This is a genomic window from Caloramator fervidus (genome assembly GCF_900108045.1).
Lineage (GTDB): Bacteria > Bacillota > Clostridia > Clostridiales > Caloramatoraceae > Caloramator > Caloramator fervidus.
Genome location: NZ_FNUK01000001.1, coordinates 42,133 through 56,897, shown reverse-complemented (window position 1 = coordinate 56,897; position 14,765 = coordinate 42,133). Strand labels below are relative to the sequence as shown.

Sequence of the window (14,765 nt, the reverse complement as noted above, 5' to 3'; positions counted from 1 at the left end):
ACCCTTAAAGTATCTTTACTACGATATAAATAATTATTGTTAAAGCCACTAAAACATAACAGCAAATATTTGAAAACCTTGCTTCAGAGGTTAAACCTTTATTCTTATAATAAAGGCCATCAAAATATAAAAACACAGTTGAAATTATAAAAAGTATAAAGGCATTGGTATTAAAAACATCCTTGATAAAACCAAAAACCTCACTCATGTTACCATCTCCCAACTTTATTTTCCCCAAATTATAAAAAAATATGTAAGCTGAAAATCAGCTTACATATCTTTTTACAAATTCTATATCTTCCGGTTTATCCACATCATTCCCTATCTCTGGGTATTTTGTTAGTATGGCTTTTCCTTTTACTTTAAACATATCACAAATCTTTTTTTCAACTGCATCTAAGCTTAAAATCCCAAGGGCTAATTTTACTAAAAAGTTGACTCCTAGAACCCTTGCCATTTTTAAAGGTTTTTTCCTATAAGCTATAAGCTCCTCTACCTTTTTAGTTGCCCTATCTATAACCTTAGGATTTATGTATGCTAAATTACCTCCTGTAAAGGTTCCTTCCTTTAATTTTACATAAGTTCTTCTAACATCTGGATATTTTTCATCATTAAGTCTTTTATCTATTATAGGATATCCTACATCTAAATTTAGTTTTTGACACTCTAAAACAAACTCTTTAACAGCCTCACCCTTAACTAAAGGAATATCTGACGTACAGGCTAAAACAGGAGTTTCAAAGTCCCCTATAACTTTTATTCCAAATCTTAGATTCTCAAACATCTCACCCTTTGATTTTATAAACCCATCTACTAAATGCCCTATTTTATTATTTAAAATCTCATCTCCTACTACATAAATATTTTTAACAACCCCTGAACTTTTTAAAGCTTCTATAAGAAACTCTATCATATACCTATCTTTTATCTTTATTAATGCCTTAGGAGTTCCATCCTTTCCCCTATCCCCCGCAAGTATTAAAGCATTTACCATAAATTACACCCCTTCATTTACTGTTTTAACTAAAAAAACATCCTTTAAATAATCTCTTAATCTATTATAACAAATTTCAGCTTGTTTTTTGTCTTGAAAAACTCCTATTATGGCTGAACCACTTCCTGTCATTATGCTTCCCTCAGCATTAAACTCAAGCATTATATTTTTAATTTCATTTAATATAGGATACTCAACTAAAGTTACTGTTTCTAAAACATTTACCATATTAGATGCAAGCATTTTATAATTTTTAGCCTTTATATAATTTAAAAGTTTATCTATATCAGGTCTTTTATTTATCTCATCAAGTTTTAATTTAGAATAAACTTCTTTAGTAGATATATTTACTTTAGGCTTTGCAATAACTATATACAAATCCTCTATTTTTTCAATTGGAGTTACCACCTCTCCTATGCCTTCCACAAGGCTTGTTCTATTTACTATACAATAAGGAACATCTGCCCCAACTAAAACTCCTATATTCATCATATCTTCAAGGGACATATTAAGATTAAAAAGTTCCTTCATAGCCTTTATAACGCCTGCCGCATCTGAACTTCCTCCTCCAAGACCAGCACCATAGGGTATATTCTTTTCTATATGTATTTTAACCCCTGAGTCTATTTGAAATTTTTCTAATATACACTTTGCGGCTTTATAACATGTATTTGAAGAATCTAGAGGGATATCATATTTATTTGATGTTACAACTATTCCTTTTTTAAATTTCTCTACCTTAATGTAATCATATAAAGAAACGCTTTGATTTATCATTCTTAAAAGATGATATCCATCCTCTCTTTTTCCTACAACATCTAAAGATAAATTTACTTTTGCAGGACATTTTAAACTTATGCTTTCCACACTATCACCTCTTTCGATTTTAAAAAATTATATATCATTTTATAAGTATATTCAACACAGTTAAAAAGACACCCAAAAGGGTGTCTTATTTCATAAATGTTTTTTTAGGAATTATAAGTTTCATTCCTGGTTCAATGTAATCTGGATTTTCAATATCATTAAGTTTTATTATATCCTCAATCTTAGTTCCATACTTTTTAGCAATCTTCCATAAAGTATCATGGGGTTGAACAGTATATATGACAAGACTTGGCATGTTCTTTATTATATCTGATATATCAACTTCAAATATTGACTTTAGTATTTCTAAATTATCTTTTTTGTATAACTTAACGTGACAAACAATACTTACTTTTAAATCCACTTCTTTGTCAGAAAACTTTTCATAATCTAAAGTTTCAATATCTACATAGCACTTTGAAATCATGTCTATTCTAGCGCCTTCTATATCAAGGGAAAACTTAAAAGGCAATTCATCTTCAAATCCTTCAAGAGCATCTTCTTTATTTAAATAAACAAGCGCATACCTTAAAACTCCTTCACAGGATACTTTATCTTCAAATACTTTAACTTCTGTAATATAAGGCTTTATGCTTACATATTTAACATCTTTTATGTTTTCATCGTCTATAATTATCTTTTCCTTCAAAACTTGTGATTCATAAACTTCATTAAAATATGCAAAACATCTTAAGTTTGACTTTTCAAATTCATATCTAGTATCTGAAGAATATGCATCCTGTATGCTTTGAATTTGTCTTTTAGAATAAACCTTTATATAAACATCTATATTAGCTTCAAGTAAAACCTTCTTTCTCTCTCCCTGATCATTTTCGATTACATCAATATAAACATCTTTAACTTTACAGCTTAAATCTAATTTCATGTTAGGCTTTAAATCTTCAACCTCAATCTCATGACTAAATGGAACATCCTGTTCTAATACTAAATACTTTTCATCTTTTCCTAAAGCTAAAATTCTTACCTTTGCTACTGCATTTAAAAGAACCTTATCATCTACTATTTGAAGCTCTTTTTTATATACAAACACATCTGTTTTTACTATATCCTCAATTTCCTCTAAAGAATCAATCTCTGATTTTACAATAATTCCATCTTTGACTTCCTTTAAGTATTCATCAAAATCCAAATTTTCCCTAAGCATTTGAATGTCTTGACCCTTTATATCAACAATTGTTTCTGCACTTTGCTTTCTAGTTGCATATCCTTTTATGTTTACAACTGCATTTGCCTTTATCTTTTTATTAGTTAATATTTGATAATCTAAATGCTCTACTTGTGCCTCAACATAAGCACTATCCTCATTCCCTACCCCGGGGATTTGAAGATTATGAGTAAAATTAGAAACGCTCTCTGCTTTAAAAATGCTTCTTAAATCATTTGAAGCATAATAAATTCTAAAATTTACCTTTCCCTCTACTATAACCTTATCCTCCACAACTTGACTGTTTAATATATATACATCAGAATCTGCATAAAGAACCTTTGAAACATCTGCCTCCCTTTCAGATATAACTATATCCCCATTAACCATAGTTTGGCTTTGGCCTTCCCCTATAAAATCTTCGTAGTTTATTATATCCTTTACAAACTCAACTGCCAATTTAATCCCTCCCCCTAATTTACCTAATACAGTATATATTCACAAAATTAAAAATATTACTTTTTACTTAAAATATATTGACATACATCTTATTTTTCTTATAATAATTACTTGTTGAAATCCTTGTTTATCCCCCTAAAAATAGCTGCCAAACCCATAACCCCACAGAAAAGCCACCCTAACGGGTGGCTTTTCTGTATAAAAAAAAAGCCCTTTCGGGCCTTTACATTGCTACGTTTTTATTCTTGAATATTATTTGAACGCTTTGCGTCAATATATCTGAATAGCTGTAGGATATCGTCCTTGCTGTGTTGTCGCTGCCTTCTACTCTAACTGTAAAAATATGAGGATAAGTCTTTTCAAGAATGCCTTCTTTTACTATAAACCTTTTTCGACCACTATTGGCTTTAATTACAACCCTTTCACCAACATGCGCATCAATATTTTTTTTGATGGCATTTAAAAGATCTTTTCCCCTCATAAAAACACCCTCTTTCCATTACAATATTTTACACTACAGAGGGTGTTTCGTCAACAAATAATTTAAATATTTTAACAACTATTTTACAAAATGTCAATATATAATTTATATATTAAAATTTACTCCAAAATAGCTACAGATTGCCTTATAAATACTGTTTGCAACCCTCTTATATCCTTCCTCGTTTATAAATTTTTTATCTTCATTTCCTGTTATATAAAAACACTCTAATATAACTCCACTTACTTTAGCTTCTCTTAAAATAAAATAGTCCCCTATCCTTACCCCTCTATTTTTTATATTTAAATCCTTGTTAAGATTCTCAAGAATTAAATTAGAAAGTTCAATAGATTCTTCATCATTTTTGTAACAATAGCTTTCTGCCCCATTTATTGTCTCATTTAAAAATGCATTTTGATGAATTGATATAAAAAAGTCTGGCCTTTCTTTGTTTATAATATTTATTCTATCTTGCAAAGATAAATATTTATCCTCTTCCCTTGTCAGCAATACATTACAAGCCTTATTTTGCAAAAGCTTTTTAAGATATAAGGCTATCTTTAGACTAATATTTTTTTCACACTCAAGTCCTAAATTGCCAAAATCATCTCCTCCATGCCCTGGATCTATTATTATTTTTTTGTTGTTAAAGTAATTTAAAAGATATTGTTTATCTATTTTAACTATATCTATTCCTGTATAATAATATTTTAAAATTTCCTCATAGTTTTTTCCTAATCTTGCCATTTCGTTTGCCCCATCCAAACAAATTCCAAGCCCTAAACCTTCCCCTATCTGCTTTATCCCTACTATATTTTGAATAAAATAAACCCTATTGCTGTTTAAATTTAAAAACTCCACAAAATCTTTTCCACTTAGCTTTTTATCCCTTATAAATAAACTTTTTATCCTTCCTGTCTCGTCCCTTTCGACTTTTTCAAAAATTCCTTGCACATCGTTTTTGTAGGATATATTCATTCCATTTAATTTAAGGTCTAAATAACTTTCTGTTGTCTTTCTTTTGCAAAACTTACATATAACCTTTCTTAAATATCCTATTTTATATCCTAAAACATCTTCCGAGTTTGCTGTCCCTCCTGAACAATTTTTGGTAACATAAAAATCCACTAACTTTTCATTATACTTTGCAATAATTCCTTCTGTTTCATACACAGCCTTTTCTAATTTTTCTTTCTTGTTGCTGTCAAGATTTAAAAAACTTGAATCATCAAGATAAAAATCTAATTTTTCATCTTTTCCTAAATTCCTATTTCCTTTTAGCATTTTGCTTCTTGCAAGGACAGAAAGCGCCTTTAAAACTTCCATCTCATAGTTTAAAATGTCCATACTACTTAAAAAATATAAAGTCGCCTTTTCAAGCTCATAATATTTGTCTTTTATTTTAACCTTTAGATCCATAACATCACCTCTAAATTTTATGGGAAGTTTCCCTAAACTTCCCCCTTGTTTCCAATCCTCCTATTCCTTTATCTCCTGTTATAGTGCTTTTTAAAACCTCTGAAGGAGATAAAAACTTAGTTATGCTTGAAAAGGCTATTTTTTCACAAATAAAAACAGGATCTAAAGCGTGTATTAAAACCCTTGATGGAGAACTTGCAAAATTTGCTCCAGCATCTATTAAAGCCTCATAAAAGGATTGACAGGCTCCTGCAAATATAACTAAATCATCAAAGGAAGGCTCATATTCCCTTGCTCTTTTTACAGCTTCTATAAAATACCTTGAGTTTCTGTAGCTGTTTAAATCCTTTATATCTTTTCCTTTTATTATACCATCGTGCCCTGTAAGAACTAAAATATCAGGCCTTACCTCCCTTAAAAAATCTATGACAACACCAGGCTGGTCCTCCTCTTTTACAAATTTTCCAACAACATTTATGCCAAGTTTTTTATATCCCTTTAAACAAATATTTAAATACTCCTCATCTCCATCTATATGCAAAACCTTGCCTGCTCTCCCCAAAATACTATCCTCGCCCCTATCTTTTTTTATAGGGACTTTTCTGTTTAAAAGTATCTTTTTAATCCTTGCATTGATTTTTCTGTTGAAAATCTCGTTATATTCATTAACTTTATTTAAATCAATCCTTTCTAAATCCTCTCCCTTTGCATCTGCAATTATTCTAAGTTCAATTCCTTTTAAAATGTATATATTTTCCCCATCTTCCCCTTTTATTATTTCGGTTATTTTAAAATAAACATCTTTTCCATAAGATTTCCTTACAACTACATCCCCCACCTTTAATTCTTCCATAATACCATCCTTTGATATTTCTATATTACATAATATGTAGTCAAATAAAATATTGACAAAAAAATCCGGGAAATCCCGGATTAAAAACTTTCTATGAAATTCATATAATTTTCTTTCTCTGCTAATATTTCCTTTATCTTTTTAGTAAAGCTTTGTTCATTCCAGCCTGGCTCTTTATAATAATACCTATTAGCCACTCTCCAAAATCTCTGAGGGAAGGTTAAAAGGGCCTTTAAAACATTCATCTCATCCTTTGTAAGAGGCTTTATTAAATTATAGCTTTCAACTATCAACCTTCCTTTTTCAACATCCCAGTCCACCCTCTTTAACGCCTTTACCATAAGAGTGGATAAATCATAAACCTGTATTTCTTCCTTGCAATAATCAAAATCTACTATATAAACCTCTCCATTTTCCTTTATTAATATATTATGATAAGTAAAATCATGGTGGCAAAGAACCTTATCTTGTAAATCCTTTTGACACACCCTATTATAAGCCTCAAGATCCAAAATTTTTATAGCCCTTTTTGCAAGATCTATATAAAAATCAACGTTTTCAAGATAAAGCATATCAAATTCAGTTTTCTTTTTATTCTTCCTTGCAAGATCCCTCATTTTATTTAAAGTTGAAAGCCTTTTTTCAAAGGTATAAGGAAGTTTACCTATATCGTTCCTTGCCTTTAGATTATCTTCAGGAACAAAATTCCTTGCAGATAAATGAAATCTTGCTAAAGTCTTTGCTGCAGTTTCTAAATCCTTTTCATCCCTAAAATCACATTCTCTTCCATCTATCCATTCTGTAACAACATATATATCATCATTAACAAAAGCATACGGCACTCCATTTAAAGATAACTCATTTTTATCTATCCATGGAAAACCATTGTTTATTATATGCTCTTTAGCTTTATATATATACATTAACTTATGAGGCCCATAATTTACCTTTTTCAAACATTTATTTCCCTTATCAGTTTTTGCAAGATATACTCCTCTTTTAGGTATAAGCTCTTTTATTTCAAATCCAAACTGTGTTGAAATTTCTGTTTCTCTAACCATTCTACCACCCCCTAATAATTTTTATGTTTTCTTAATTTGTTTTATGAGTATTCACAAATCAAAAGTTTTTTTCATATTATAAACTGTATACATTTTAAAAGGTGATTTTATGAATATAGGTATAGACTCAAGGGCAGCGGTTTGGTATAGAGGAACAGGGATAGGAACTTATACCTATCAGCTTATTAAAAACATATCTCTTCTAGATAAAGAGAATAAGTATCTTCTCTTTCTTGAAGGAAGCCTTGACTTTGAGCTTGATGAAAACTTTAAAGTAAAAAATATAGAAAAATACAACAAGGAAACTTTTTGGGAAGAAGTCGATATACCAAACATATTAACAGATACAGGAATTGAAATATACCACGTTCCTCAAAATGGTATCGGACTTCCTTGTGAAAAAAATTGTAAATTCATAATAACCCTTCACGATGTTATACCATATAAAATGCCTGAAACAGTAGGTCCTCAATATCTTAAAATATATCTTCAAGAAGTTCCAAAAATAGTTCCAATGTGCGATGCTATAATAACCGTATCAGAATACTCAAAAAAAGACATAGCAAAAACTTTAGGATATCCTGAAGAAAAAATATATGTAACTTATCTTGCAGCAGAAGATATTTATAAACCCATGAATAAAAATTTATGTAAAGCTAAATTAAAAGAAAAATATGGTATAGAAGATGACTTTATACTTTATGTTGGGGGATTTAGCCCAAGAAAAAACATAAAAGGACTAATACAAGCCTTTAGCATTATTAAAAATAAAATAGGAAACTTCAAACTTGTGATACTTGGAAAAAAAGGGCGTTCTTACTATGATTATAGAGACCTTGCATACAACTTAGGCCTTAAAAACGATGTATTATTCCCTGGATTTATTGAAGTTGAGGATTTACCTTTATTTTACAATGCCGCCTACATGCTTGTGTATCCATCCTTTTATGAAGGATTTGGTCTGCCTCCTCTTGAAGCTATGGCCTGTGGAACTCCAGTTATAGCATCCTTTTCTACATCAATACCTGAGATATTAAAGGAAGATGCTTTATATATAGATCCTAAAAACCCCTATGATATCTCAGAAAAAATGCTTATGCTTATCGAAGATAAAAAACTTTACGAAAATCTTAAACTAAAAGGCCTTTTAAGAAGCTCTTACTATTCATGGAGAAAAACGGCAATAGAAACTATTATGATATATAAACTTTTAAAAAATTAGGTCCCAATAGGGACCTATAACCATATCTTTTTAAAATCCTTTAAAAACTTGTCTATATCCTCTTTATACCCTGCTTTTCTTATAAGCTTATCTAGATATTCTTCCTCATCCCAAAGTTTGGTTTTGAAATAATAATCCCTTGATATATCGTAAAAATCTTTAGGGAAAAGCAAAAGCCCATATAATATGTTTATCTCGTGTTTAGAAAGTTTGTATTCTTTACAATAATTATCTAAAATAATGTTTGCTGTATCAACGGTAAAATTATTGTCCTTTAAAGCTTTGTTTATAATATTTGCAAGATCATGAATTCTTGAATCTAAAATACAAAAGTCAAAATCCACAAAATATACATTATCTTGTTCATCTATCATAACATTATGATGAGCAAGGTCATGATGGCAAAAAACACAATCTTTTAAATTCTTATAATCTGCCCTTTCAAGAAAATCCACAGCTTCCTTTATTTTTTCAATATAATAATCCACATTTTGTAGAAAAATCTCATCAAATCTTGTTTTATTAACATGCATATCTGCAATGTCTTTAAATTTTTCTAAATTTTTTATTCTTAAAGCTAACCTTTCTATCATCTTACCTTTTAAATTTCTTCTTTCATAACTTTCTATATTTTCTCCTGCTTTATGAAATCTTGCAAGGTTAATTGAAACCTTTTTCAAGTCCAAAGGATTTTCAAATAAGGCTTCCCTTGCATTAATGCAATCTAAAACTACATAAACTTCATCATTATAAATCAAATAAGGTTTTTCATCTTTTGTAAGTCTAAAGTTTACAACATAAGCATAATTTTCTCTTATTTTATTTAATGAATTATATATAAACATAAGATCTTCTATATCATATTTTACCCTTTTTAATATCTTAACCCCTTTATCCGTTTCAAGAATAAAAACAGATCTTACAGGAACAGCCTCGGAAACCTTTAAATTAAAAGCATCAAACAATTTATCATCAAGGTAAAAGCAGGAAAGCTCTCTTCTATCTTTGGACATAAAGTCCACCCCTTACACCCCCAAATTACATATATCATCTTTATAGACAGCCTTTTTAAGCTTCTTTAAATCAACTTCTTCACCCTTTAGATATTTTGAAATAATTTTTAGTGTATCATAAGGAAAAGATACATGAGCTTTTATATATTCAACAGAACTTTGACTTAAAGGCCTTACTTTATTATATTCAGATATTATAACATCAAACATATCCTTTTTGCCTGTTTTTTCTATTACCTTTTTTACAAGCTTTGCAATATCCTCCTCTATCATGTTATATCCTGAATTAAATATATCTATGATAATTATTCCTCTTTTAGTTTTTAAAGCTGTATTTTTTGATATTTTATTTAAACATATTTCTTTTCTTTTCATGCTATCTTCAAGGGCCATAAGATAATTTATGCTTCTGAAAATCTTCATTATATCCTTACTTCTTTTCAAAAGACTGTCAACATAAGGTTCTACAGTCTTTTCAAATTCAGTTAAATCTTTTTTGTCCTTTATAATATCTTTAAATTTTTCGAGACTTTTAACAAGTTTCTTATACTTTTCTAAAGTTTTTCCCCATTTTACATTCATCTTAACCCCAGGGGGCTTTGAAAAACCTTCAGAAGCATTATGAAACTCAGCTAAAACCCTTACAAATTCCTTTATGTTTTTATCATTATAAAGCCCCAAAGGTTTTCCATCTATTTTTTCAATTTGTATAAAAAGTTTATTTTGCTTTATAGTATAAAGCTTTCCTTCTTTGTTATACTTTATTTCAATAACTTTTCTAAAACCTCTTTGATACAAATAATCCTGAAGATATTTTGCATAAACTACCTTCCATTCTTTACAATCAATTTCCTTTAACATAACCCCACCCCTAATTCTTTATAAAACTCATCTAAAAAATTAAACCTTTCTTTATGATCCTCCGTAACCCTAAAAAGCCTTTTTAGAAAAACATCTTCCTCCCAAGGCTGATTTTCTACATAATACTGAAGCCCTACCTGCCAAAAATCCTGTGGAAATTCCATAAAGCAGTATATAAGGTAAACTTCTTGATCTTCTATAGGAATAATTCTTGAATAAATCGAAAGTATATACTTTAAAGTATCTATACTCCAATTTCCATATCTTAAACTTCTTATGATTATGCTGGCTAAATCATGAAGATGAGAATCTAAAACACAATAGTCAAAGTCTATTAAATATACGTTTAAAAGATCATCTACTAAAAAATTGTGATTTGCGCTATCGTGATGACAAAATTCATTTAATCTTTTATGCTTTTCAACTATCTCAAAGTATCTTGATTGCTTAAGCTTTTTAATAGAATCTAAACCTTGCTTATAATGAATATCTATGTGCTTTAAATATACTTTATCAAATTCTGTTTTTTCATCCTTTGAAACTATAATTGATTTAAATATCAAAAGTTGATTTAATCTTTTTTCAAACTTATCTATCCATTTTCCATAAAGATTTCGTCCCTTTACTTTTTTATATTGAAAATTTCTAGAGGCTAGATGAAGATTTGCTAAAGTTTCAACCGCCATTTTAAGTTCAACAGGATTTTTAAAATCTAAATGCCTTGATTCAACCCAATCCGTTAAAAAAGCAAAGGAATCATTAAGTTCTATAAAATCCTCACCATCACAAGTTTTAATAATAGGTAGAACATTTTTAAATCCCTTTTTTAAAAGGTGATTTATACAAGCTAAAATAAATTCAAACTCCTCCCTTTGATATCTTGAAACTTTAAGACAGTAATTTTTATCTGAATATATTTTGTAAACATTTTTGTGCTTTTCTATGTTTAAAACTTTAATATTATATTTATTTTCAATTAAACTAATTAATTCCCTCATAGTCTCACTTTTAAAAGCATTCTAATTTATAATATGTAAATCTTTAAATTGTGTGATCAATATGCACAAAAAAGAAATTAAAGTAATATAAATAGAATATAATCAATTTAGGAGTGATAAAATGAAAATTGCTATAGACGCAAGGGGCTTTAATTGGTATTCAGGAACTGGAATTGGAACATATATTCAAAATATACTAAAATATATATCCCTTTTAGATGACGAAAACCAATATCTTCTTTACTGGCAAGGAGACAACTATGATAAAATTGTAAAAAGCAACATAAAGGTATGCATTACATCAAGAAAACATCATAGATTTTTTGAAGAATACTTTATACCTAAAAACCTTGAAAAAAATAAAATAGATTTATATCACCTTCCCCAAAACGGAATAGGTTTCCCTAAAGATAAAAAATGCAAGATGATAACAACAATCCACGATCTTATACCCTATGTTATGCCAGAAACTGTTGGAAAAGGATATTTAAAAAAATTTTTATCCCAAATGCCAAGCATAATCGAAAACTCTGATTTAATAATTACAGTTTCAAATTATTCAAAAAACGATATAATAAGATTTTTTAATGTAGATGAATCAAAAATAAAAGTAACATACCTTGCAGCAGAAAAATATTTTAGACCTCTTGATAAAGAAATATGCAAATTTATATTAAAGAAAAAATATAACATAGATTTTGACTTTCTTCTTTATCTTGGGGGATTTAGCTCAAGAAAAAACGTAAAATCAATAATACTTGCCTATTCAAAATTGATAAAAAATCTAACCAAAGATATAAGGCTTGTTATAGTAGGTCAGATAAAAGATGAAAAAGAAGAGCTTGAAAAAATGTGCCAAAAATTTAATCTAGAAGGAAAGATTATATTTACAGGATATGTCCCCTATGAGATGCTTCCTATATTTTACAACGCCTGCTTAATTTTTATATATCCTTCCCTTTATGAGGGTTTTGGACTTCCTCCTCTTGAAGCTATGTCCTGTAAAACCGCCGTAATAACTTCAAATGTAACATCAATCCCAGAAATAGTTAAAGACGGAGCTATACTTATAGACCCTAAAGATACAGATAAGCTTAAAAACTCAATTGAAGAGCTTATTTCAAATGATAAGCTTAGGGAGGATATTGCAAATAAAGGATATGAAAGAAGTAAATTTTTTTCATGGGAAAAAACAGCAAAAGAAACTCTAGACATATATAAACTTATCCCCCACTTATAAAGGCGGGGGATAAGTTTATTTTTTTTCTAAAATATTTTTTGCATCAAAAATTCCTGACTTTATAACTTTAAACAAAATATCAGAACGATATTCTATTATATCCTCAAGTTTGTCTGCAACCTTCCTCATATCAAAAACTATGTCCAAAAATTCCTCCACTTCATGGGTTTCATTTATAGTGATATTCTTTATTATACTTGCAGTATTGGCAAAATTAACGGATATATATGAAATTTTTAAAAGAATATCCATCAAAGGAGTTAATTCACACTCTAAAAGATTTTTTAAATTATCATATTTTAAAACAAAGCCTGCTTTTTCTAAATTATCTCCCATAATATGCCCCTTATAAATTTTTTATTATATTATATTCAAATATTATATAAATCTTTCTAGTTCTTCTACATTCGAAATCTTTTTTACAAGATCCTTTATACTTTGGCTTCTATCTTTAGGGCATATAAGAACAACATCATCGGTATCAACAATAAGCATATCCTTAACTCCTATTGCTGCAACAAGCCTTTTTTCCCCTATTATCGTAGTATTTTTAACATCCAAAACTGCTGCTTCACAATTTGATATTACATTCCCGTTTTCATCTTTATTTAAAAATCTTTCAAGGGATGTAAAACTTCCTATATCATCCCAAACAAAATTAGTTGGTATTACAACTGCCCTATGGGTCCTTTGCATAACTCCAAAATCTATTGAAATTCCATCTATCTTTTCATACTCTTCTCTAATAACTCTTTCCTCATCAGGAGTTCCTATATATTCATAGATTCTCATAAGGTTCTTATAAAGATCTGGAAGATACTTTTTAATCTCCCTAAGAAGTCTGTCTGCCCTCCATACAAACATTCCGCTATTCCACAAAAAATTTCCCTTTTCTATTAAAGAAGCCGCAACATCAACGTTAGGCTTCTCTATAAAGCGCTTTACCTTATAAACCCCCTCTTCTATGCTATCACCAACTTCTATATATCCATATCCCGACTCTGGCCTTGTTGGAGTAATTCCAAAGGTTACAAGATAGTCTCCATCTTGAGCAACATCTATTGCCTTTATTATAGCTTTTTCAAACTCCTCTTGACCTTGTATAAAATGATCTGAAGGCAAAACAACCATAGTAGCTTCAAAATCCCTTTTTAAAAGTTTAATAGCTGCAAGACCTATGCAGGATGCCGTCTCTCTATTTAAAGGCTCTTTAAATATGTTAGAACTTTTAATTTTTAATATTTCATTTATCTTGTCAACGTAAATATTATTTGTAACAACGCATATCCTATCGTTTGGGATTATATTTGAAATTCTTTCAACAGTGTTTTCAATCATAGTCTTTTCTCCAAGAACCCTTAAAAATTGTTTAGGTAAATTCTTTCTTGACTTTGGCCAAAATCTAAGGCCTAATCCACCGGATAATATAACCGCATATATCATAAAAATCCCCCCGCATATTTTTATAATATGCAGAAGGGATTTTTATGCTACAATTTTTAAGGCCTTATGAACATTTGCGTCCAATAAATCCTCCCTCTTGAATCTTTTGCCGCACCAACTCCTATTTGAGTAAAATTAGGATTTAATATATTTCTTCTGTGGCCTTGTGAATTCATCCACGCAGTTACAACTTCTTTTGGAGTTTTTTGACCCATAGCGATATTCTCCCCTGCTAATGTATATTTTATTCCAAACTTTTTCATCATATCAAAGGGGGAGCCATAGGTTGGAGAATAATGCGAAAAATAACCTTTGCTTGCCATATCCTGAGATTTTAATCTTGCAATTTTGCTAAGCTGTAAGTTTTCCGTCAAAGGCTTTAAACCAACCTTAGCCCTCTCAATATTAACAAGCCTTATTACTTCCTTTTCAAAAGCCCTAAGGTCATTAGGAATAACTATCTTTTGTCCTACATAAATCATAGAAGGATTTTTTATGCCGGGATTAGCTTTTAAAATTTCTGCAATGGATATACCGTATTGCTGAGATATTTTATATAAAGTATCTCCTAATTTTACAGTATAAATTTGATTAGCAAAAGCTTTTTGATTTAAAATCACTAAAACAAGTAAAGCTAATATAAGCCTTTTAAATTTCAAAAAAATCACCTCCACACTTATTTTGTGTAG

At 29.4% G+C, this 14,765-nt stretch carries 16 protein-coding genes; 2 read left to right on the top strand and 14 right to left on the bottom strand.

What is annotated here, in order from left to right; genetic code table 11:
• Positions 1–4: 4 nt before the first annotated feature.
• From C4R78_RS00275 to C4R78_RS00240, 8 genes are all read right to left on the bottom strand, one after another.
• Entirely contained in the window at positions 5–208 is a 204-nt protein-coding gene (locus tag C4R78_RS00275) for a hypothetical protein (protein ID WP_103895090.1), read from the bottom strand.
• Positions 209–265: 57 nt separating this feature from the next.
• The gene (locus C4R78_RS00270; RefSeq protein ID WP_103895089.1) at positions 266–994 is read right to left on the bottom strand and encodes a nucleotidyltransferase family protein; all 729 of its coding nucleotides are present in this window, start codon (positions 992–994) and stop codon (positions 266–268) included.
• 3 nt (positions 995–997) lie between these two features.
• Entirely contained in the window at positions 998–1,861 is an 864-nt protein-coding gene (gene ispE / locus C4R78_RS00265) for a 4-(cytidine 5'-diphospho)-2-C-methyl-D-erythritol kinase (protein WP_103895088.1), read from the bottom strand.
• Positions 1,862–1,946: 85 nt separating this feature from the next.
• Positions 1,947–3,485, bottom strand: a complete 1,539-nt coding sequence (locus C4R78_RS00260; protein WP_103895087.1) for a DUF3794 and LysM peptidoglycan-binding domain-containing protein — start codon at positions 3,483–3,485, stop codon at positions 1,947–1,949.
• Positions 3,486–3,708: 223 nt separating this feature from the next.
• Complete coding sequence (locus C4R78_RS00255; RefSeq protein WP_103895086.1) at positions 3,709–3,966, bottom strand: Veg family protein; 258 nt, start codon at positions 3,964–3,966, stop codon at positions 3,709–3,711.
• 105 nt (positions 3,967–4,071) lie between these two features.
• Positions 4,072–5,385: an N-acetylmuramoyl-L-alanine amidase gene (locus tag C4R78_RS00250; RefSeq protein ID WP_103895085.1), complete on the bottom strand. Its 1,314-nt coding sequence runs from the start codon at positions 5,383–5,385 to the stop codon at positions 4,072–4,074.
• A gap of 10 nt (positions 5,386–5,395) precedes the next feature.
• Positions 5,396–6,238 carry a sporulation peptidase YabG gene (yabG, locus tag C4R78_RS00245; protein WP_103895084.1) on the bottom strand — a complete coding sequence of 281 codons (843 nt, stop codon included), beginning with the start codon at positions 6,236–6,238 and terminating at the stop codon, positions 5,396–5,398.
• Between the two features lie 80 nt (positions 6,239–6,318).
• Positions 6,319–7,299 carry a CotS family spore coat protein gene (locus C4R78_RS00240; RefSeq protein WP_103895083.1) on the bottom strand — a complete coding sequence of 327 codons (981 nt, stop codon included), beginning with the start codon at positions 7,297–7,299 and terminating at the stop codon, positions 6,319–6,321.
• Between the two features lie 109 nt (positions 7,300–7,408).
• Here C4R78_RS00240 and C4R78_RS00235 point away from each other — a divergent pair, with 109 nt between their 5' ends.
• On the top strand, positions 7,409–8,521 hold the full coding sequence (locus C4R78_RS00235) for a glycosyltransferase family 4 protein (RefSeq protein ID WP_103895082.1): 1,113 nt from the start codon (positions 7,409–7,411) through the stop codon (positions 8,519–8,521).
• A 14-nt stretch (positions 8,522–8,535) separates the two neighbouring features.
• Here the strand turns inward: C4R78_RS00235 and C4R78_RS00230 are convergent, their stop codons facing one another.
• Genes C4R78_RS00230 through C4R78_RS00220 form a run of 3 tightly spaced genes read right to left on the bottom strand, consistent with a single transcriptional unit; the run spans position 8,536 to position 11,393 of the window.
• Positions 8,536–9,534: a CotS family spore coat protein gene (locus C4R78_RS00230; protein WP_103895081.1), complete on the bottom strand. Its 999-nt coding sequence runs from the start codon at positions 9,532–9,534 to the stop codon at positions 8,536–8,538.
• A gap of 12 nt (positions 9,535–9,546) precedes the next feature.
• Entirely contained in the window at positions 9,547–10,395 is an 849-nt protein-coding gene (locus C4R78_RS00225; protein ID WP_103895080.1) for a protein kinase family protein, read from the bottom strand.
• A complete protein-coding gene (locus C4R78_RS00220; protein WP_103895079.1) occupies positions 10,389–11,393 on the bottom strand; it encodes a CotS family spore coat protein in 1,005 nt (334 codons plus the stop codon). The genes C4R78_RS00225 and C4R78_RS00220 overlap by 7 nt, the downstream gene beginning before the upstream one ends.
• Positions 11,394–11,514: 121 nt before the next feature.
• On the opposite strand from C4R78_RS00220, the gene C4R78_RS00215 reads away from it, so the two are divergent.
• Positions 11,515–12,633 carry a glycosyltransferase family 4 protein gene (locus C4R78_RS00215; protein WP_103895078.1) on the top strand — a complete coding sequence of 373 codons (1,119 nt, stop codon included), beginning with the start codon at positions 11,515–11,517 and terminating at the stop codon, positions 12,631–12,633.
• 15 nt (positions 12,634–12,648) lie between these two features.
• Here C4R78_RS00215 and C4R78_RS00210 read toward each other — a convergent pair whose 3' ends face one another.
• From C4R78_RS00210 to C4R78_RS00200, 3 genes are read right to left on the bottom strand one after another with little or no spacing between them, the layout of a single operon-like run.
• Positions 12,649–12,969: a hypothetical protein gene (locus C4R78_RS00210; RefSeq protein WP_103895077.1), complete on the bottom strand. Its 321-nt coding sequence runs from the start codon at positions 12,967–12,969 to the stop codon at positions 12,649–12,651.
• Between the two features lie 42 nt (positions 12,970–13,011).
• Positions 13,012–14,076, bottom strand: coding sequence for a mannose-1-phosphate guanylyltransferase (locus tag C4R78_RS00205; protein ID WP_103895076.1), 1,065 nt, complete (start codon positions 14,074–14,076; stop codon positions 13,012–13,014).
• A 56-nt stretch (positions 14,077–14,132) separates the two neighbouring features.
• A complete protein-coding gene (locus C4R78_RS00200; protein ID WP_103895075.1) occupies positions 14,133–14,735 on the bottom strand; it encodes a CAP domain-containing protein in 603 nt (200 codons plus the stop codon).
• Positions 14,736–14,765 lie beyond the last annotated feature (30 nt).